Annotated in this window: 21 protein-coding genes; 6 read left to right on the plus strand and 15 right to left on the minus strand. The window is 29.3% G+C overall.

Going from position 1 to position 20,724, the window contains the following annotated elements:
• The 7 genes from L988_RS08930 to L988_RS08955 all read right to left on the minus strand — a co-directional run.
• Nucleotides 1-235 (minus strand): HNH endonuclease (locus L988_RS08930; protein WP_047383565.1); only part of this gene is annotated, 235 nt, incomplete at its 3' end.
• An 820-nt stretch (nucleotides 236-1,055) separates the two neighbouring features.
• Nucleotides 1,056-2,153: a glycosyltransferase gene (locus L988_RS08935; RefSeq protein ID WP_047383567.1), complete on the minus strand. Its 1,098-nt coding sequence runs from the start codon at nucleotides 2,151-2,153 to the stop codon at nucleotides 1,056-1,058.
• Complete coding sequence (locus L988_RS08940) at nucleotides 2,150-3,307, minus strand: DUF1972 domain-containing protein (RefSeq protein ID WP_047383569.1); 1,158 nt, start codon at nucleotides 3,305-3,307, stop codon at nucleotides 2,150-2,152. Before L988_RS08940 ends, L988_RS08935 begins: the two co-directional genes overlap by 4 nt.
• Entirely contained in the window at nucleotides 3,308-4,591 is a 1,284-nt protein-coding gene (locus L988_RS08945; RefSeq protein WP_047383571.1) for an exopolysaccharide biosynthesis polyprenyl glycosylphosphotransferase, read from the minus strand. It lies immediately after the preceding gene.
• An 18-nt stretch (nucleotides 4,592-4,609) separates the two neighbouring features.
• Entirely contained in the window at nucleotides 4,610-6,979 is a 2,370-nt protein-coding gene (locus L988_RS08950) for a Wzz/FepE/Etk N-terminal domain-containing protein (protein WP_047383573.1), read from the minus strand.
• Between the two features lie 212 nt (nucleotides 6,980-7,191).
• Nucleotides 7,192-7,341, minus strand: a complete 150-nt coding sequence (locus tag L988_RS13690; RefSeq protein ID WP_156111949.1) for a hypothetical protein — start codon at nucleotides 7,339-7,341, stop codon at nucleotides 7,192-7,194.
• A 13-nt stretch (nucleotides 7,342-7,354) separates the two neighbouring features.
• Nucleotides 7,355-7,660 (minus strand): hypothetical protein, encoded by a 306-nt coding sequence (locus L988_RS08955; protein ID WP_047383574.1) that lies wholly within the window; start codon nucleotides 7,658-7,660, stop codon nucleotides 7,355-7,357.
• A 229-nt stretch (nucleotides 7,661-7,889) separates the two neighbouring features.
• On the opposite strand from L988_RS08955, the gene L988_RS08960 reads away from it, so the two are divergent.
• From L988_RS08960 to L988_RS08975, 4 genes are all read left to right on the plus strand, one after another.
• Nucleotides 7,890-8,099 (plus strand): helix-turn-helix domain-containing protein, encoded by a 210-nt coding sequence (locus tag L988_RS08960; protein WP_047383576.1) that lies wholly within the window; start codon nucleotides 7,890-7,892, stop codon nucleotides 8,097-8,099.
• A 12-nt stretch (nucleotides 8,100-8,111) separates the two neighbouring features.
• Nucleotides 8,112-8,444 (plus strand): hypothetical protein, encoded by a 333-nt coding sequence (locus L988_RS08965; RefSeq protein ID WP_047383578.1) that lies wholly within the window; start codon nucleotides 8,112-8,114, stop codon nucleotides 8,442-8,444.
• Between the two features lie 9 nt (nucleotides 8,445-8,453).
• The gene (locus L988_RS08970) at nucleotides 8,454-9,323 is read left to right on the plus strand and encodes a hypothetical protein (protein ID WP_047383579.1); all 870 of its coding nucleotides are present in this window, start codon (nucleotides 8,454-8,456) and stop codon (nucleotides 9,321-9,323) included.
• A 62-nt stretch (nucleotides 9,324-9,385) separates the two neighbouring features.
• Nucleotides 9,386-10,111: a lipopolysaccharide biosynthesis protein gene (locus tag L988_RS08975; RefSeq protein WP_047383581.1), complete on the plus strand. Its 726-nt coding sequence runs from the start codon at nucleotides 9,386-9,388 to the stop codon at nucleotides 10,109-10,111.
• Here the strand turns inward: L988_RS08975 and L988_RS08980 are convergent.
• Genes L988_RS08980 through L988_RS09005 form a run of 6 tightly spaced genes read right to left on the minus strand, consistent with a single transcriptional unit; the run spans nucleotide 10,108 to nucleotide 15,500 of the window.
• Nucleotides 10,108-10,761 (minus strand): hypothetical protein, encoded by a 654-nt coding sequence (locus L988_RS08980; protein ID WP_047383582.1) that lies wholly within the window; start codon nucleotides 10,759-10,761, stop codon nucleotides 10,108-10,110. The two genes, L988_RS08975 and L988_RS08980, sit on opposite strands and share 4 nt — an antisense overlap.
• A gap of 24 nt (nucleotides 10,762-10,785) precedes the next feature.
• Nucleotides 10,786-11,487, minus strand: a complete 702-nt coding sequence (locus L988_RS08985) for a glycosyltransferase family 32 protein (protein WP_047383584.1) — start codon at nucleotides 11,485-11,487, stop codon at nucleotides 10,786-10,788.
• Nucleotides 11,484-12,275, minus strand: coding sequence for a polysaccharide deacetylase family protein (locus L988_RS08990; RefSeq protein ID WP_231549836.1), 792 nt, complete (start codon nucleotides 12,273-12,275; stop codon nucleotides 11,484-11,486). The genes L988_RS08985 and L988_RS08990 overlap by 4 nt, the downstream gene beginning before the upstream one ends.
• A 2-nt stretch (nucleotides 12,276-12,277) precedes the next feature.
• On the minus strand, nucleotides 12,278-13,507 hold the full coding sequence (locus tag L988_RS08995) for an O-antigen ligase (RefSeq protein ID WP_047383586.1): 1,230 nt from the start codon (nucleotides 13,505-13,507) through the stop codon (nucleotides 12,278-12,280).
• Entirely contained in the window at nucleotides 13,504-14,331 is an 828-nt protein-coding gene (locus tag L988_RS09000; protein WP_047383588.1) for a glycosyltransferase, read from the minus strand. Before L988_RS09000 ends, L988_RS08995 begins: the two co-directional genes overlap by 4 nt.
• A gap of 8 nt (nucleotides 14,332-14,339) precedes the next feature.
• The gene (locus tag L988_RS09005; protein ID WP_047383591.1) at nucleotides 14,340-15,500 is read right to left on the minus strand and encodes a glycosyltransferase; all 1,161 of its coding nucleotides are present in this window, start codon (nucleotides 15,498-15,500) and stop codon (nucleotides 14,340-14,342) included.
• Between the two features lie 196 nt (nucleotides 15,501-15,696).
• Between L988_RS09005 and L988_RS14050 the strand changes: the two genes are divergently transcribed.
• Both L988_RS14050 and L988_RS14055 read left to right on the plus strand, forming a co-directional pair.
• Complete coding sequence (locus tag L988_RS14050; RefSeq protein WP_047383593.1) at nucleotides 15,697-18,021, plus strand: transporter substrate-binding domain-containing protein; 2,325 nt, start codon at nucleotides 15,697-15,699, stop codon at nucleotides 18,019-18,021.
• Nucleotides 17,976-18,458, plus strand: a complete 483-nt coding sequence (locus tag L988_RS14055; RefSeq protein ID WP_081990326.1) for an EAL domain-containing protein — start codon at nucleotides 17,976-17,978, stop codon at nucleotides 18,456-18,458. Before L988_RS14050 ends, L988_RS14055 begins: the two co-directional genes overlap by 46 nt.
• Before the next feature lie 15 nt (nucleotides 18,459-18,473).
• On the opposite strand, the gene L988_RS13290 is transcribed toward L988_RS14055, so the two are convergent.
• Together L988_RS13290 and L988_RS09025 are read right to left on the minus strand one after the other, a co-directional pair.
• Nucleotides 18,474-19,934 carry a GGDEF domain-containing protein gene (locus L988_RS13290; protein ID WP_052191779.1) on the minus strand — a complete coding sequence of 487 codons (1,461 nt, stop codon included), beginning with the start codon at nucleotides 19,932-19,934 and terminating at the stop codon, nucleotides 18,474-18,476.
• A gap of 225 nt (nucleotides 19,935-20,159) precedes the next feature.
• Nucleotides 20,160-20,724, minus strand: a 565-nt coding sequence (locus L988_RS09025; protein WP_047383599.1) for an RNA-guided endonuclease TnpB family protein, incomplete at its 5' end; no start/stop codon positions are given.

Genomic DNA, 20,724 nt, shown 5'->3' on the forward strand with positions numbered 1-20,724 from the left:
ATTTATATTTAGAAAGTGTTTTTAATATTCTTGCATAATTCTCATTGTCTTTATAGTAATACTCTCTATTTTCGCTTTTCAGTAAAGCTTTGATTGAAGAATCTAGTAACATTAAATTTTCAAGGTCATCACTTCCTTCATGTTCTTTTGGGACTAGCCTATGAACATAAAAGTTGTCATCTCCTGCGATATATTTTCCTGCTAGTTCGCAAGTTGAGTTTCTTTGGAGTCTCAAAACAGCTCTTATTTGAAGATCTTCAATTTCAATTATCTCAATTTGTTTTTCTTCTTTCTATGCTTTCTTTTTCACTGAAAATAGTTTAGGTATTTTAAACTTTATAGCTTATAGCGTGAAAATTGTGATTCCTGCTACGTTCCATATTTTTTATCATTAAATCTACTTAGCTAGTTTCTATAGCCCTACCACCTTTAGCGTATAGCGAGTTTCATAACAGAAATTTTTACTAATCGCCACTTACACCATAATTTTGGAATTACAACATTTCTGTTGTATTCTATTTTAGAGCCGTACATTCAAAACTTTGTCAGCACGCCAGTGCATCTTACCTTATAAACTTGACTCCAGACCTCTCATTGTTAGACCACCTCTGGTTCGCTTTTCCTCATCGTTACATGTTAGGGATAACTCTCATTCAACTTTACCGAGCTTTAGATCATTAAGTTTAGTCAGAACCTAATCGCATATCGGAGTATCAGAGGAAGCATTTCAAGATGTTGCTTTGAAAGAAGAATTTACATTAAAATAATATTCACTAAGACTTATACAACATAAAAATAAATAACTTCGTCAAATAATTAAAATCTAAACAACATAAAAATATAAAATGTTTTTAATTATTGCATGTTCAATACACTAATCTAAACAACAATCTTATAGGCCATATTATCCTATATAAAATTCCTATCTCTAAAGCTAGAAGATAATTACTGGTATAAAATGCAGAAAAAACTAGGCTATATCTCCAAATAATTGTCAAAATTAATCTATAGAATTTATAAAATTATATTTAAATATTTGACTTAATGTCATATTTTTACTTTCCATTCATAACTTTTATATACGCTTCTTTAGTTTTCTGAGCTGCTTTATCCCAAGTATAATTTTCTAAAATATGCTCTTTTAACTTACAATTATTTAATGATTTTTCAGTTTTTTCTATTGCAACTCTTATACTTTCTAAACTATCTGGTTCACAATATTCTATAAAATCCTTAAAATAATCTTTTGTAGTCCCTTTCGTACTCGCAACTATTTTAGCCCCTACTCCCGCTGCCTCTAAACTAACTAATCCTGGAGTATCAAACCAACTAGGTAAAATATGTAACTTACAAGTTTTATATAAGGCATATAAGTTTTTATTATCAATTCTTTCTACCCATTCAAAATTAGAATTTTTTTCTAAAATTCTATCTATTTTTTCAGTATATAATTTATTTCCTTTTGAACCTACTAATAAAACTTTATAATCAGTTCCTTCTAGTGCTTTTAATAAATTCAATTGATTTTTTCTGGCATCTAATCTTCCTACACATAGAATATAATCTTTATATTTTTCAAATTCTTTCAATAGTGGTGTACCAAGATTTTGTACATCAATTGCATTTGGAATGACACTAAAATTAATAATATCCATATTAAAAACTTCATTTAATTTTGTCATTTCAGTTAATGAATTTGGTAAAAAATAATTTGTATTATCTAGTATATATTTTTGCATCTTACTATAACTTACAAAACAAGCATTTAAATTAGCTCGATTAAATTCTTTCAAAAAAAATACTCTATATATCGCTTTTAATTTTTCAAGAAAATCTAATCCTAAATACTTTGTTATGAAGTACCTTATACTAGAATATTCTTTTTCTAGTTCATTAGTAGGCCAATATATTGTTGATAATAAAACTTTTTTATTTTGTTTCTTTGCTTCTTTTAATTGAAAAAAAGTTTCATGAACTCTTGTTAAGTTTGATAAGTGCACTAAATCATACTGTTCTAAATCTTCACTTAATTTCAAGCTTATATCTACTCTAACTCCTATTTTTTCCAAATACTCTTTTGTTTTTAAAAGTTGAATAGTATCTCCACCCGGCTTTGTATAAAAATTAGTTCTACTTTGCATTAATATTTTCATATTTTTCCTTTCTTCTTAACCAAGTTCACTATCATCTCTTCATGAACTCTTGCTATATATTCCCAAGTAAATTTATTTCTTATTATTTCTAAGGCATTTTTTTTTCTAAATAAGTATTTCTGATTATCTTTTTCCAATTCTTCTATAGCAATTATAAATTCTTCTAAATTTTTAAAATATAATCCTGATTCTTCTGAAACTTCTCTATTATACTCTACATCATAACATATGCATGGATTTCCAGCACCTAAAGCTTCTAATAATGATGGATTTGTTCCTCCTACACTATGTCCATGAATATACGCATATGCAAAATATCTAAGTGATTTTAATTTTTTCTGATCATAAACTGGACCCTTATAAATAATTCTATTCGAATTTTCGTTTATTAAATTTAAACATTTTTTAGAATACTCATCTTCTGAAAAATTAGCAATTACAAGTAATTTTTTGTTTGTTTTAGTTTCTAAGAAATAATTAAAAATTTCTAAAATATTATTTTCTGGAACTGCTCTTCCAACCATAATATAATATTCACCTTTTTCTAACATATATTCACTTAAATATTTTAAATCAACCTCTTCTTCATGTACTAAATCTGTTCCGCTAGGTAAGTAGAACTCTGGTCTATTTCCTATCATCTTTTTCAAATCTCTACCTATTGCTTTAGAATCTACTGAAACTGCATCACTTTTTCTTATTCCTAAAATTGTTGAATAATAAAGTATCTGCCTAGCATACCAAGTGAATTTCGCTCTTTTCCACTCTATGCCATCAGGGTTCCAAACTAGAATTGGTGAGTTGTTTTTAGATTTTTTCATAAAAATTCCAGGTGTACTTCCACATTGAAGTATTATATCCAAATCCCAAGGATTATCCGTTAGACATCTATTGATTATCTTTACTTCATTCAAAATATTATCCAATTCTTTACTATAAGTTTTAATCCAACTTTTTTTTTGTTTAATAACCGTTGTTTTAGAATTTATTTTGTCTAAAATATACTCTTCATCTTGATCTTCGACTTCTTGAGATACAAATAAATTAAATTTATCTCCATCCAAGTATTCGTTTAACTTTTGAGCAATTGTTTCAAATCCACCATAATTACCTAATCCTCTTGTACCAAAAAAACCTACATTTATCTTTTTCATTTAAATTCCTTTCCCGAATAAAACTACTTTTACTGTTTTAAATAATATTATTATATCCAAAGCTATATTCTGATGTTTTATATAATAGATATCATATTCTAGCTTTTTCTTTGCATCATCTAAGCTAGCTCCATATGGATACATCACTTGTGCCCATCCAGTAAGTCCTGGTTTTACAGCATATCTTAGTTTATACATATTTATTTTCTTCTCATAATCTCTACCTAATTCATCCCACTCTGGTCTTGGTCCTACAAAACTCATATCACCATTTAGAACATTTATAATCTGTGGTAGTTCATCCAATCTTGTTTTACGAATAAACTTTCCAACTGCTGTTATTCTATCATCCTTTTCAGAAGCGTATTTCGAATGCTCGTTAGGATTATGCAATCTCATCGATCTAAACTTAACTATCTGAAACACATTTCCGCTTATCCCTATTCTATTCTGTTTAAAGAAAGCTGGATTACTGAAAAATTTCTTAGGATTATCCAATTTAACTAAGAAATATGTTAGTACCATAAATGGTAATCCAACTAAAAATACTATAAATGCCAAGGTAATATCCATAGCTCTTTTAAGTCTTTTATCTAAAGATGATGTCAATACATCAAATCCTTTTGACCTTAAAAACCACTGCTTTGATATCTTATCCACATCTATCTTTCCCTCAACATTTTGTAAAAATGTTTCTGAATCACAAACCTTAATTCCAGATAGCTTCAATTGAAATATTTTATCAAGAAGAGTATCTTCAAATTGTTTTAAGTAAATAACCTCATTCACAGAGTATTCACTTACAATCTTCTCTATCTCATCTATTTTTCCAAGTCCATCACTATTTTTATTACTCAAAAATCCTATATAACTATACTCTGCATCATCTATAATGGCTTTTTTAACTCTACGCTCTTTCTCTTCATCTCCAAGTATCACAACTCTTATATTACTTTTATATACCTTTCCAAGTATAAATCTACATAAGTTTTGTAGTCCTGTATATGTAAAGAACCAGAATATAATTTCAGATTCTTTATGGAATATCAACAGTATGAAAAATATAAGACCATTCAGTATTGATGACACCAATACATCTCTCACACTATATCTTTCTCTAAGAGTATATATCCCAAAAATATAATATGATAAAATCAAAATAAAGAACAGTCCATACACAGATGTATTAACACTTAACCTCATTCCCCTTACAATCCACTCATATAAAAGAAATAAAGCTGTCGTATATAGTATTCTTCCTTTAGCATTTTGACTATGCCTCACTCTCTATTCCCCCTCTAACTAAAATACCTTTACACTTCCTACATACTCTCTTCTATAATCTCTAAGTTCTACTGCTACCATTCTCTCTATTAAGAAGTTCAGTTCAGCTTGAATATTCTCTAACTCAGCAGCTACTCTAGAGCTTTCAGATTCTGTTGGTAGTCTCATCTCTTTTAAATTACGTTCATTCTCTATCAGTTTCACTCTTAAACTATTCTCTCTATTCAGATTCTCTAAATACGTTTTAGATATCTCTATATACTGCTTCTCTCTTAGTCCAGAGTCTCTACTCATAGCTAGATCTCCACTCTCTAAAACCTGTGCTCCTCTCTCACCAACAGAGTAGTTTTTAAGAACATCCTCATAAGTCTTCTTCTCAGTTTTTAATGACTCCAAGCTCAGATTTATATATCTATTCTCACCAATCAGATATATCTTTTCTAACTCTACATCCTTCACAAGGTTGTTAGATTTAATAAAGTTAACCGTATCTCTATAGCTAACATCTACAATTTTACTAAGCTCAACACTTAAATTGTTATACTCATAGAATATCTCTTTTGTAGGTGCCTTAACTTTTCTCTGCTCTATCTCGGCTTTTAAACCATTCATAAGAATAGTAAATGTTCCTAAAGTATCTCTGTAGCTACTGTAACTATTTAGATAATCTACCTTCCCAGCTCCAAGATTCAAAAAGTTCTCTATATAAAACTTTGGAAACTCAGATATCAATCTCTCTTTTATCTCTTTCTCTAAGTTAGAATCAGATAGATTCAAAGTCACTAAATACTCTGTAGGTAGATATAGATAATCCTTATCTCCAGCTTTTAATCTACTCTCTGTAACTCTAATACTATCCTTTGGAGAAATCGAAGTTATAGTTATTCTATTCAACTCTGCAGTATCTAAATTTAACTTTCCAACTAAATAATTTTTCAATAGTGTCTCATTCAAATCAAATGGAGTTCTATCTGGATTTAATCCCTCTTTCATCTCTTTATGAGTGAAACCTATTGTAATCTCCTCTTTCGAGTAGCTATTAACTCCTATAAACAGAAACATAGCTATAGCCATCATACCTTTACTGGCTTTTTTAAACGAGTGATAGAAGTTTTTTAAGAATGCCATCATTATCCCTAAGAACACTCCCATTACAACTCCAACTGCTAAAATAAGTTTAGCTTTTGAATTTGAAGTCACCTCTACAGGAGACGCCACCTTAATTAACTCTCCATTCTCGATATAGTTCTCTTTTGCTTCCAATCTATTTGCAGAAGCTACTATTGAGTTATATGCAGCTATTATATTTCTTAAAGAATCCATTATATATCTCTGCTCACTTTCAGTTCCAGTTTTTAGATTTTTATTTATATAAATCAGCTCTTTTAACGTCTCTTCAAGAAGTAGAACCTCTTTCTCTGTTTTCAGATAGTTGTCCATCAGTTCAGTGTAATATTTCTCTTTCTCATTCTCTCCAAGAGTTATCTTCACTCCCTTTGGAATAACCATATTGCTATTTTCAACTCTGTATGAGTTCAGAAGATTTTTGTAGTTATTAGCTACCTCTTTTTTCTCTTTAATCTCTGTTTCCAATCTGAATTTTCTGTTTATAAACTCACTGCTAAACTTCTCCTTATTTCTAACAATGTTTGTTGCTAAAAGATAGTTTTTCAAATCTGCAATTCTTATATTTTCTAAGTTTTGCAGTTGGATTTGAAGCTCTCTATACCCAAATCCATAAGATACATAGTTTAACTTTTCCCTTTCTCTTCCAGCTATAAGCTCTTTCAAAGCTCCTTTTCTACTCTCTAGAATAGCTATGTAATCCTCATAGTTATATTTACTGTCATCCAAAATACTTGCATCAAAACTTTTGAATTTGTATGTAGACTCTTTTTGAGATCTGTAGTAAGAGTTTAACTCAGTAACATAATTCTCTAAAACTCTGCTACTTTCAGCAATACTTCCAACTCTTAAATCTATCTTATAGCTTGTAGGAGTGTACTCTAATGTTCCTCCTGACTTTGCTAAGAAGTCTCTTTTTTCCTCTATCTCTTTTGGGATAATCCCTGTTATTTTAAACTCATCACGAAACTCATCTAAACTTATCTTGTTTTTTCCCCTAATATCATTTTTTGTATAAGTTCTTTCTAATACATTTCCTATTAAAATATCACTCTGCTTAAAGTTTTCTATTTTAGGTGTTAAGATAACCTCTACTTTTTTCGAAACATTTCTTTCGAAAAGTGCTGCTCCTAATGCCATAAAAGTAACTAAAATCGTTGTGATTGCGATTGTTTTCTTCTCTTTAACTAGTATCAATAGAAGTTCAATCAAATCAATCTCATCATCGTCATGCCTAAACTCTGTAGAAACTCCGTGGTTCATTTTCCCCTCTCCTTTTAAAATTTTATTTTCCAGAGATATTATAACATTTTTTAAGTATGAAAAAAAGTAGAAGTTTTTTTATTTCATTTCAAAAAATCTTCAACAAGTTTAAATCTAAATGTTTTTTTGTTCTTTTTTCAAACTTTAAGTTCTATTATTTTGAAATTAGGCATATAAAAAGAGAAGAGCTTTCGCTCTTCTCTATCCCAAAATCAATTTATGTGTATCTGAGAGTGTGAAGTTACTGCAGGTATATTACTAAGCCTACTCACCTTCACTCCTATCTCTTTTAAAACGAGTGTATTACTTCCTGTAACTGCCATTCCAGCTATCGAAAGGATTATATATATTATCTTCAGCAATTTTATCATAGGCCTACGCCTCTGGTGCATTCGCCACGAAGTATTCAAATGCTACTAACTCCGCCTTTTCTGTTCCTATTCTACTTAAAGAGTTTTCTCCTGTTTTTATCTCTTTCTCTATCTGAGTCTTCCAATCTGTATATGACTCATATCCACAATCTTCTGGTAGAGGTTGGTTTTCACTTTGCATTACCTCAATGTACATCAATAAAGATCTGTCATCTGTTAACTCTCTTAAATAGTTTTTCTCATTCTCAACCGACTTCTTTGTCTTTTCAATTACACTTTCTAAAATCAATTTTACTTCCCTGTTTGTCATTTTAATACCTCCTACTTTGTTTTTTATTTTTATCCCGAGATGTTTTAATGATAACATAGAAAAAAAGAGAAATCACTATTCAAACTCTCACTCTTCATTTAAATTTTAATATTTGTGTTTTATTTTTTAGTAGTTTTCATAGTCTCCAAACTTTTTTTTAATTACCTATTGATTTTTTGGAATTCATGTAGTAATATTCATCTCAAGGTTGAAGAAAAAAGGAGGGTTGATGAGAAACGTAAGTGAAGTGAAAAAAATGATTAAAGATTCTTTTGGGGATGTTATTTTTGTTGAAGAAGCTGCAAATCTATTATCTCTATCAAATTCAACTTTATACTCTATTTGCAATAATCTACCGAATAATACGAAAAAAGAATCAGGTTACTGGAGAATTTCAGTAGACGAGTTATTGGACTTTTATCTTTTAAACGACGATTAGGGAGGGTATCTTATGAAAAATTTTAAAAATGAATCTATCTATTCTACACTGCTAACACTACGTAAAATTTCCGCGAACACTTTTGAAACACCAGAACAACTTCAGCAACATATCGAAACAATTTTAAGAAAAGTTCTTACTTCAGAGAAAAAGAGCTTGTTCTCAAAATCTTGCATAGCAACATATCTACACTTAAGCAAAAAATCTATCGACTACACAATTGAAAAACATGAACTTAATCTATCTAAGTCTACTCATAAAAAACTTATATCTCGCGAGGCTTTTATTGTACACTTCGCACTACCTGAAATCATAAAATCAATTACATCTAAAAAAGCTAGCTAGGGTGATTCTATGGAATTCATCCTTAAAAATCGGAAAAAGGAGAACTTTACAATTATAAGCAATACATTCTTAAATGATCCTAATCTCTCTTTAGGTGCTGTTGCTCTTGGGTCTAAGTTACTTTCTAAACCTTCAGATTGGGTTATAAAACCTCCTGCTCTTTGTAAAGAACTGAAGTTAGGGCGAGAAAAAATGGCAAGACTAATAAAAGAGCTTGAGGAGAATAGCTATCTTTACAAATCATCTAACAATACTATTTTTGCAAAAAAGGGTGAACAGAAGATTTTTTACTACATCTCCGACTGTAAGGAGTCTATTGAAGAGAAAAAATCTGAAGATATAGCTGAACAGCTTAATTCACAACTACCTTTTTCTAACGATATCCCGACTACGGAAAATGGGGATACGATATTTCCGACTACGGAAAATCCGCTACATACTAATAAAGAGTTTAATAAAAATATTAACAAACAAAAAAAGACTAAACTAACTCTACATAAAGCGATGGATGAGGTTTTGGATTCTAATACTAAAAACAATCTACTTCAAAAAGCACCAGATATCACCTTAGAGGAGTTTGTTTCGCTATACAAAAAAATGCAATCAGAGTTTGACGCTGGGTTCTGTTCAAACCTAAATGCAGGGCTTATCTTAGCTGCATCAGGACGCTGGAATTTTAGAGCGAAAACTAAAAGCACTCAAGCTGAAAAAGACCGTAGAGTTCTTAAAAGTAGAGTTGAATACTACGCCGATTATTTTAAAATCGGAAGCTGTAAACCCGAAGAGATTCTTTTAAAGTTTGAACAGGAATCTATAAAATGTGATCCTATTCTAATCAAAGAGTTCTCTGAGAGATTAAAAAAAGAGCTAGGGATTTAAATTTTAAAATAGACTTTTATATTTTTTAATTGTAAAATATATAAAAAACTATGGAGAAATTTATGATTGAAAACAAATATAAAGATTTTAATATTTACACTTTTGATAGAAAATATATTAATCTAGCTCAACTTATTATTGATAAAAAATATTCTATTGTATCTAAGTTAAAAGATACTCCTAGAAATTTTGTTGCAATAATTGAAATTGAAAACCAAAAATATGTTTTAAAAGAACCTAGGAATGAATATCGTATCCCTCAAAGACAACTCTTCTCCTTTTTTAAAGATGGAGAAGCTTTAGCAAGTTTAAAAAATATCAATAAACTTATTTATAATTATAATTTTAAAGAGTTTGTCGAAATTTTTCTTGCAGCAAATAAAAGAAAAAATGGTTTCATTGTAGATTCTTTTATCTTAATGGAGTTTGTAGATGGCGAGATAAAGAATGACTCTCATCATAAAGATATAGCTATTAATCTTATGAAATCTATACACAGCAAACATATTTATCACGGTGATTTTAATCCTAGTAATTTTATCTTTGATAAAAAAAATGATATAAAAATTTTAGATACAAAAGGGGATTCATTTTGGTTTGGAAACTATAGAGCACACTATGATATGATTACAATGTGGTATGATTCTTACGATGATATGATTTATCCTTATCCTAAGAATTTTTTCTACTACCTTGCTTTCATATTTAAAATTTTAAAAAGAAATTCTTTATTACAAAAAATAAAATTTTACAAAAAAAAATTAAGAGATAGGGGCTGGAAAATTTAGTCCAGACCTATCTCTTTTATTATTTGCTTTATTTTATTTTTCATATATACTGCTATCTCTTCGGAAAAACCACCTATAACTTCTAAATCATTACCTTTATGAATCTCTTCTAGTATACGATTTTTCAATCTCCTTGTTAAGTAATACCTTTTTTTATAAGCATCAAAATCAATCAATCTAATAACTCCATCATTTCCTATCAAAGCTCCTGATAAATTATAATCAGTTACATAAATCTTATTTTTTGCCATTTTTACATAATAATTAAAATATATATCAATCATCTCTTTTTGTGTTTTCAACTCTAACCTTCTTAATACATCTTCGAAGACTTCTCCACCATCTTTAGTCACAACTAAGGATTCTCTTTTAAAAAAACTTTTCTTTTTAACTACGACCTTTAATGGCTCGATATGAGGAATATCTATTTTTTTCAGTTCATTTGATATATACTCATAGTGCTCTGCTCTATCTCTTTTTACAAACAAATTAATTCTTAAGGCTTTTTTTCCATGAGGAGTGTATTTTTTTATAAAAAACACCTCATTACCAATGACCTCTCTAAATACAAACTTTTTTTTCGGATTGTTCACTATACAATCCTTCATCTTTATTTTTTCATCATCAAAATAATCTAAAACATTTACCATTTTTCCTCTTTCTTCCCCCAAGTACTATTTTTTTATATAATTTCTAAATAATTTACAAAATATTTTAATCTCTTTTAACGGACTTTTAATATGCTTATATTTTAAAAAATATACCGCTGAATTCTTTCCCCAGCTTTTTCCCCAATGGTGAATAGCATAAGTTTCCTCTTTTATATGAGCTGATGTCAAAATTTCATCTTGCGTATAGGGATAAAAATACACTGGTTCATAAATTTTTATATCTTTTAATTCCTGTTTATATTTTTTACAAATATAACTCGCAATTCCTGTAACAATATATAGATCTGAACTCCAAATCTCACTCTCATAAAATTCTAACATTCTTTTAAAAAAATTATGCTTTTTTATAGACCCTACAATTCCAAAACTTATAGTTTCTCTATTTTCTTTTCCTATGAAAAACTCATTTTCTAAAAACGGATCTAATGACTTCAATATTTCCATATCAGTATCTAAATATATACCTCCATTTTCATACATAACTTTTACTCTTATATAATCCGAAGCAAAAGCCCAAAGTTTTCTTGTATAACACTCTCTGAAAAATCTATTTTCTTTCATCTCTTTTTCTATATCTATATTTTTTTCATTCCATTCTATAATTTCATAATCTGGTAATTTTTCTTTCCAAGAATTAATAAGTTTTTCAACTTTTGAAGGTTTTTCTCCTCCAAACCAAATATAATGTATTTTTTTTTCAATCATTTTCCCCACCCAAAAATACCTTTTATTTTTCTTCTAAAGTCTTTTATTTTTTCATCTCTTACTTTTTTAGTATTGTAATTTCCTTTAACTTTTCTTTTGTATCTTTTTATATCATCTTTACTAAAAATACCTATTCTTCTTATGTGGTAAAGATCCTCATAAAAATCAACCGGCCCACTTGCTGTTGCTACTCCATATTTATACCCAACTATCTCCAATATTTTTTTATGTTCCTCATTGAAAAATCCATACGGATAAGCAAAAGAAAGTACTTCTATGTCCAACTCTTTTTCTAAAGTTTTTTTAGATTCTTCTATCTCTAAAAAAGAAAGTTGATTATTTGTTTCTAACAAATTACAATGTGTTTTTGTATGTGCCCCAAACTCAATTAATCCTGAATCGTTTAATTCTCTCATCTCTTCCCAACTCATAAGTTGTAACTTTTTTTCTGGATTAGATTTATTTTCACTATCCCACAAATTATAATCCTCTTCTGTTACTGGATAAATAACGGCTTTAAATCCAAACTCTTTCAATAATGGATATAGGATTGTATAGTTATCAGAATATCCATCATCAAAAGTTAGTACTACAACTTTATTTTTTTTATCTAATATTCCCTCTTCTATATCAGAAAAAGTTATCGGTTTTATATTTTCAGATCTTAAATATTCAAACTGTTTTCTCAGTTCATTTTCGTAAACATACGTACCAAATACCCCTTCTTCATCTTTTTCTCTAATTACTCTATGATACATTAAAATTGGGATTTCAAGTTTTTTATTCACTTTTATTCTCCTCTCTCTTCAGTTGATAATATAAATATTGCCAAAAATATTTGGAAAAGTATTTGAGCTACAGAATATACTGTCCATACACTCCAAGTTACACCATATATTAAAAATGAAGCCATTGTAAAATAACTTGATATAGTTGTCTTATCTTTTCTATTCAAGAAAAATCTCTTTGGAATCTGAATAAAAAATAGATATAAATACAATAAAGTTAAAACTATTCCATTCTGTGATAAGAAATTAACATATATACTATGATGCTCTGAAAACTGTTTTTGATTTACAAAAACTTCCTGCATATATCCGTTTTTATTTTCTGTGCTGTACTCTTTTGCTGATTTCATGTTATATGGCTGAGTATCTATTTTTGCACTTCCAACTCCTGTTATTGGTTTATCTAAAAAAGCATAAAGACCACCTTGCCACATAACTAATCTAGCTTCATTCGAAAAATTATTTTTTGTTTGAAAAGATGTCTTTATTTTACTTTCAAATTCTTTTGGCATGGATAATATAATTCCTCCAGCTAAAATAGAAAATACTAATAATAATAAACTCCAACTTTTTATATTCAATTTATATAATGTTAAATTGTATACTCCATATAACCCTATAGATATTATATAAACTAAAAAACCCATTCTTGAATCTGAATACATAATACCAATTGTTGTAAGTATAAGTGGAACCATTATCAAAATATTATAGTTTATTTTTTTTTGAATTAACCAAGTTTTTAAATTTTCAAAAAATAAAATTGTCGAAAGTACTGCCCCCATCATTATTAGAGGTCTCGTTCTTGCTTTACTATAATCCGTTAATTCTATATTAATTATCTCTGATATTGCCAACAATGAACTTCCTAATAATATTATCCCCAAAACTTTTTTCAATTTTTTCATATCATCTATAAAAGAAAGAAATGCCATTCCAAATATAAAATGAATATTTTGATTAAAAAATATACTCACACCATTTTTTTTAGAAACAAATAGATTCATTAAAATACCTAGAACAAGTATAATCCCAAAACTTCTATAAACCTCTTTACCTTTTATCTTAATATTTTTTCTATCAAATATTAATTTTAAAAAAAATAACCCTTGTAAAATATAACCAACTTTTAAATTTGTTTCTCTATTTAAAAATAAACTAATTATAAATAGATATACACATCCCTCTCCTAATAAATTTAAAAACTTCAACTGCTTTTCATTTATCATCATTTTACCTCTTTGTTCAATATACCTTTTTCACAATATAAAGATTTTTTCTTAAAATATTCACTTCTTTTTTTTCTATAATAATCCTCATTTAAACTTTTACCTTTACTTGGAGCTTCTTTGTGATACATATGAATCATTGGATGTTTTGTTTTCAATGGGATTCCATAAATTCCTGAAAATGTTAATCGATTACCAAAATCATCATCTTCATACCCCCATCCTTCATAATTCTCATCAAATCCATTTATTTTATAATAGTCTTCTTTATACAATCCAAATCCTAGCCCTACAACTTTAGCAGCTCTTTTTCTTAGACCCAACTTATAAAGATACACATACATTTTATCTTTTTTATAACCTTTTTCATTTTTTTCTATTTCATTATCTTTAATTTCTAAAAGAAAATCTTCATAATTCTCATTTTTCTCTATTCTTTTTTCAATTGATATTTTCGTTTCTTCATCCACATATATCGCTCTCATCTTTAAATAGGTAGATTTTTTAGCTTGCTTTTCTATCTCTTCCAATAAATTTTTATCAAATATTATATCTTGATCCATAAAAACAAAGTAATCTCCTTCTGCTTGTCTAGCTCCGTTATTTCTAGAGGCCGCAAGTCTAAATCCTTTATCTTCTTGATAAGCATGCTTTACTTTATACTCCAAATTAGAAAACTCTTTTAATATCTCTTGAACAGATTCATGCGATCCATCATCAGCGATTATTAATTCATATGGTTTTTTAGTTTGTGAGTTTAAACAGATTATCATGTTTCTTAAATAAGATAATCTATTATAAACTGTAACTATTACTGAAATTTTCATTATTCCTCCTAAAATAAATCCTCTAGTTGCTTTATTACAACTTTTCCATCAAATCTCTTAACAGATTCTTTACTTTTTAATAAATACTGTTTTTTTATGTCTTTATTTAATATTATCTTCTCTATACCTTCAGCTAATGCTTTTACATCTCCAACTTTTGTTAAAACTCCATTTTGTCCATCCTCTAAAATTTCTCTTGGTCCTGTTGGACAATCTGTCGCTACTATCGGAACTCCTAATATCAGTGCTTCTATTAGTACGGTCGGAAGTCCTTCAAATTTAGAGCTATGTACAAACAAAGAACTATTTCTCATCCAAACATAAGGATTATTTTTAAACCCTAAAAATATAACTTTATTTTTTATTTTTAGATTATCCGCATGTTTTTCTAACTGCTCTTTATGTCTTCCATCTCCTATTATATAGAGCTTCTCATCTATTTTTTCATGAATCAATGAATAGGCACTTAAAAGAGAAGTAAAATCTTTTTGAGTTTCCTCTAATCTTCCCACTGCCAAGATATATTTATCTTCTAAATATACCTTTTCTTCATCCAAACAAATCTGAGATTTCCTTTCTATTTCATCTAGATTAAAAGAATTGTAAATTTTTACTAACTTATTCTTCAAATATGGAAAAACCATTTCTGCTTCTTTCTTCATATCTTCAGATATAACAACTACTTTATCATAATAGCTTAGTCTTTTCCCTAACTTATCTTGTCTGCTCTTTATCCCACGATTATAATGCTTTAAACTAAAGTGACAGTAAGCTATTTTTTTTATAGATATCTCTTTTGCATAAGAAGCTAAAGTCATATCATAATCTATCAAAACATCATAATTTTTTATTATCTGTAACAACCTTTTTTTAAAAGTTATTTTCTTCAACCATGATATCGATTCGTCTAAAATCTTTTCAACTTTTGATAGAGTACCCAAAGCTTTTTTTCTTTTTGCTTTAGTATAAATTTCATCTTCTAAAATATATTTAATTTCTACATGTTCTGGTATCTGATTTTTTAATTTTTGAATATCTCCTAAATTGTATCCAATCAAAAGAGTTAAATCATATTTTTTTAGTTCATCATTTTTTAGTAACTCTATTAAAGCTTTTTCTATTCCCCCTACTAGAAAAGTATTTATAGAAAATAGTACTTTTTTTCTCATAAAGCCCCCCTTTTTTATATAATTATTTTTTATTATAACATATATTAGTCTTTTTTTCTGAATTTTTAGTCATTTAAACTTACCTTCTTTTTTAATCTCTTTTTTCATATTGTTTCCATCTTCCCTATTTCTAGGAAATATGATATACTTTTTTAATATATTAACTTTCAAATTACAGCTCAAAAGTGAGGAAATTATGATAAAAAAAATCTTTCTGCTCTTTCTTCTTTTAACTACTCTCATCTTTAGTAAAACCTACATCCCTAGGAGTATAGAAGAGGAGGCATACTTAAACAACTTAAGAACACAAGAGATAACAGTCGGACTTTTAGACAATGAGTTTTATAATATCTCTTCAAAAGAGGAACCCTCTTTAAATGAGATTATAAAAGATCTATTTCAAAACTATTTAAATTTAAATGTAAAATTTAAAACAGAAGCCTACTACGAGTTAAAAATAGGAATCACAGATAAAAGTGTGGATATTATCTCACTTATAAATCGTGAGAACTATGCAAACCGTTTTTTAAATTTTACAAATACAATATTCAATGAAACACTTTTTATTGTTTCAACAACTACTCAGTTCTATACCTTAGAGGAACTGCAAGGTCAAGAGATCTATGTCACAAAGGGACACACATATAAAAAATATGCTGCAGCTATTTTAGAAAATAACGATATCAAAGCTAAATTTATTGAAGTAAATGATTTAAACGAGTATAAAGATAGGTTTATCTTAACACCAACGCCGGTTCTTTACGATTCAGCTTTCGGTGTAAAAATCAGTAACTCTGGTGGAATAGCTATCGGTATTTCACCTACCTACTCAGAACTGATACCTATAATTGATAGAGCTTTAAACGAGGAGTATCGTGATAAGTTTTTAAACTCTCTACACAACATAAACAAAAAGTTAGCCTTAGAAAACTTCTATAACTCTTTGACTCTTGAGGAGATGGAATACCTTATGGAACTTCCCAATCTAAAGGTTGTCTATGAGGGCGAATACAACACCTTGATGTCATACCTTTCTAAATTGGATGGAACATACAAAGGAGTGTTTCCAAACACTGTCAATCAGATTGGAAACCTACTGAATATAGAGATTATAGATGAAACTTCTGGACATCCGAAATCTCTGCAGGATTTGCTCGATGGAAAGTTCCATATGATGGCTCTTTCACACACAAGAGAGAGAAGTAGAGACTTTCTTTTCTCAAAGAAAATCTATGAGATACCTCTTTATGTTGTAAACCCAAAAACATCAACAGATGCTAATAGAACCCTTGGAGTTTTAAGTAACAGTGTCGAAGAGCAGATAGCTCTTAGATATGATATCTCTGATAACATAACCACATTTGAAGATTTTGAAACTTTAATGAGAGCTTTAAGTAGCGGACGAATCGACAATATTTTAACAGCTAACAACACCTACTTCGACCCTCAACTGTACAATGTATCGTTCTTTGAAAATGTCCCTGTAAATATGGCTTTCAATAAACAAAACGAGATATTACGAAACATCTTTGATAAAGCTATGCTGCATCTGACAAACAAAGAGGATATAGTGAAGGCTTCTATGATTCAAAAAGATACTGAAGATAAAATCCTTATGAACACTACCCAAAAGATTAAAAATCTTTTCTATCTTTTTACCTTTATTCTTGTTGTAGGTACAGCTTTCACTCTGGTAAAACTATATATAGAGAAAAAACATAAGCAGGAACTTTTAAAAGATCCACTTACAGGCTTAGCAAATAGATTTGTTTTTAACTCTTTCTGCTCTAACTTAGAAAGTGATTTTGTTGGATACGCTTTCGCTATAGATCTGAATAACTTTAAAAAGGTAAATGACTCTTTAGGTCATGAGTTTGGTGACTCTCTTATCGTTGAGTTTTCCGACTTTTTAAAGGAGATGTTCAAAGAATCTAAGATATTTAGAATCTCTGGAGATGAGTTTTATGGATTTATTAATGATGATGTACAAAACATAATCAAAAAGTTAGGACTTTATCCTGAGTATTGTCCAAACATGGTGAGATATGGTGTCTCTTTCTCAGTTGGGTTCTGTCAGAAAAATGACTCTCTAACTGTTACAGACGCATTCAAATATGCTGACTTAGCTATGTTTGATGCTAAGAATAAAAAGGATTTTAGATATCGTGTGGCTGATGAGAAATTCATAAGTAGCAAACAGCGGGAAGAGAAGCTTTTCAATGTTTTAAAGGAAAATATCGATGGAGTGTTTCCTGTATTCCAACCAAAGATATCTTTAAAAACTGGTGAGATTATTGGAGCTGAAGCTTTGGCTCGTTACAACTCAGAAACTCTTGGAGTTATTCCTCCATTTGAGTTTATCCCAGTAGCTGAAAAATTTAACTTCGTTCATAAAATTGACTATGCTGTGGCTGATAAAGCTATCAGTTTTGTTAAAAGTGAACTGCTAAAAGTAGACTTCCTAAGGATTTTAGAATGTCATTTAACATATCCGTGGTTACATTTAAAAGAGCGGATTTGATTCTTGTGTTAAAAAATCTTCTTGATAAACATGATATCTCTGGAAAATACTTTGAAGTTGAAATCACAGAATCGGTTTTCATAACAGATATACAAGATCTTATAAGTAAGATGACAGCTCTTAGTAATCTAGGGTTCTTAATATCACTTGATGATTTCACGGCTGGTCACTCGACAGCTGGAATACTTCCACTTATACCTCTACATATAGTTAAATTTGATAAGTCACTTCTTGACTCTATCGAACTAAATAGAGATCGTGGAACTATTGTGTATAAAAATCTTATCTCTTTAATAAAAGAGTTGAATCTGAAAATCGTTGCTGAAGGAGTTGAAACTTTAGAGCAGCTTCAATTTTTAAAAGAGCAGGGTGTTGATTACGCCCAGGGTTACTATATCAGTAAACCAGTAAATATAGAAGAAGCCACCCTATTTTAGATAGGATGGCTTTTTTTACATAACTATTTTGTCTCTTCCAGCTGATTTCGCTTTATAAAGATTTTTATCACTCTCAGATATAGCTTCATAAAGTTTCTCTTTACTATCTATGTCCATTACAACCGCTCCAATCGAAGCTGTTATACTTCTTTCCTCTAAAAGATCTAACTTTTTAATAGATATCTGAATCAACTCCAACTTTTTCAACAACTCATATCTATTTGTATCCTTGAAAAGGATGAGAAACTCCTCTCCTCCCCAACGTATCCCATGGACATTTCGTCCACCTAAAAGCTTTATAATATTACTGATTCCACGAAGAACATGATCCCCTTTATCATGCCCATAGTTATCATTTATACTTTTGAAATAATCTATATCTATCAAAGCAACTCCACAGTCATATATCGGATATGTCAAAATCTTTTCAACAAAATATCTATTGTAAAGTTTTGTCAACGAATCCCTCATCATCATATGACTTCTAACTCGTTCCGCTATTTTCAAACTATTTACCTCTTTTTCCAAACGCTCTCTTTTCAAAAGGTAAACCCTTAAAATAAATATCAGCAGTATAAATACTATCTCTTGGTAATCTAAAAGATTTCTTAGGTTTATTTTCTTCACTAAAATCTTATAATTCGTTTTATTCAACGGATAGATATAGTAATCATTTAGATTTACATTTTTAAACAGTAACTTCGGATCAGTTGAAGTCACCAGTTTATCCTTAGAATCCATAATCAAAATATCTAGATGAAGTTTACTTTTCAATCTCTCTAAGTCACTCATAAAAAATTTATTATTAAAATCAAAATACCAGATTCCACGAAGGAACTCTCTATTTCCAATCATCTCATAGACCGGTATCACAATTGAAAACATACTCAGTCCATATATTCTATCCACATATGAATCATAGAGTATAAACTCTATATTGTCTCTTGAGACACTCTTTGTATTTTTGAAAAACGATTTGGATAGCATGCTATTTTGTAGGACATCAGCCCATTTCTCTTCAAATATATCTACAAAAACAATATCCCCTCTACCACGATACACATCTGCATTCTCTTCGTAAAGTTTGGTTGTTTCAACTTTTCTTACCTTATTATATACAACACCTATAAGAGAGTCATCAAATCTTTTATTTAGATGAGCTTTTCCCTCTCCTATATCATAATACTCATATGTTTCTGGCATCACTGTAGCTGTATCAAAGTAAACCCCATAGTCATTCACTTTGAAATACTTTATACGCCCCTTTGTTTTATACTCAGGTATTTGTAACTGTTTTCTTGTTTTATCTAGAAAATTTATCTCATTTTTCAATGTGTATATCTTTTCGTCAAAATTGCTATTAAAATGTTCTATTGATGTAGTTATCTCTGAATGTAGAAAATTTCTTTTGTTATAAAGTGAAAAAACTAGTAACAAAAGAAATGAAATATTTAAAAACCTGATGTATCCTTTCAAAGCTCCTCCCATTGATCACTAATTCATTACTCCATTATATAAACATGTGCAACAAAAGTCAAGGTGCTGTTATCTTATTTCCTTCAAAAATAATACAATCCCTTCCAGAGTTTTTAGCTTTGTGAACTACCCCATCCTAATAGAGGGTGGGGCTTCGTGGGAAGTATCTTAGCAATCTAAAATATATTGACCACGCTCTACGGAGAGTCCCTCTCCTGATATATCTTAATAAGCTAATAGAGTTCTACCAGCTTCACGAATGTTTATACTTGCATTCAAGTCACGGTCTTTCTCAGAGTTACACTCTTCACATTTATAGACTCTTTCTGACAATGCTAATTCTGTTTTAATGTTTCCACAAATTGAACAAGTTTTTGAAGATGGAAACCATTTATCAGCTTTTATAACCTGTTTACCACAAAACATAGCCTTGTATTGGAGCATAACTGTAAACATGCCCCATCCGTTGTCAGAAACAGATTTACCAAAGTTTAATGCTCCACTCATACCTTTCATATTGAGGTCTTCTATGATAATCGCATTATATTTTGTAACTAGTTCTTTTGACAACTTATGGAGAAAATCTTTTCTACTGTTTTTTATAGACTGGTGGATTTTAGCAACTTTTAATTTAGCCTTATTCCAATTGTTAGAGAATTTAACTTTACGAGATAGTTCTTTCGCAGCTTTAGCGAGTTTAGCTTCTAATTTTCTGAAGAATCTTGGATAGTCAGCTCTTTGGTCTTCAGAGCTAACGAACAATTCTTTCATAGAAAAATCAAGCCCAACA

It is taken from the genome of Cetobacterium sp. ZWU0022 (assembly GCF_000800875.1).
Taxonomy (GTDB): domain Bacteria; phylum Fusobacteriota; class Fusobacteriia; order Fusobacteriales; family Fusobacteriaceae; genus Cetobacterium_A.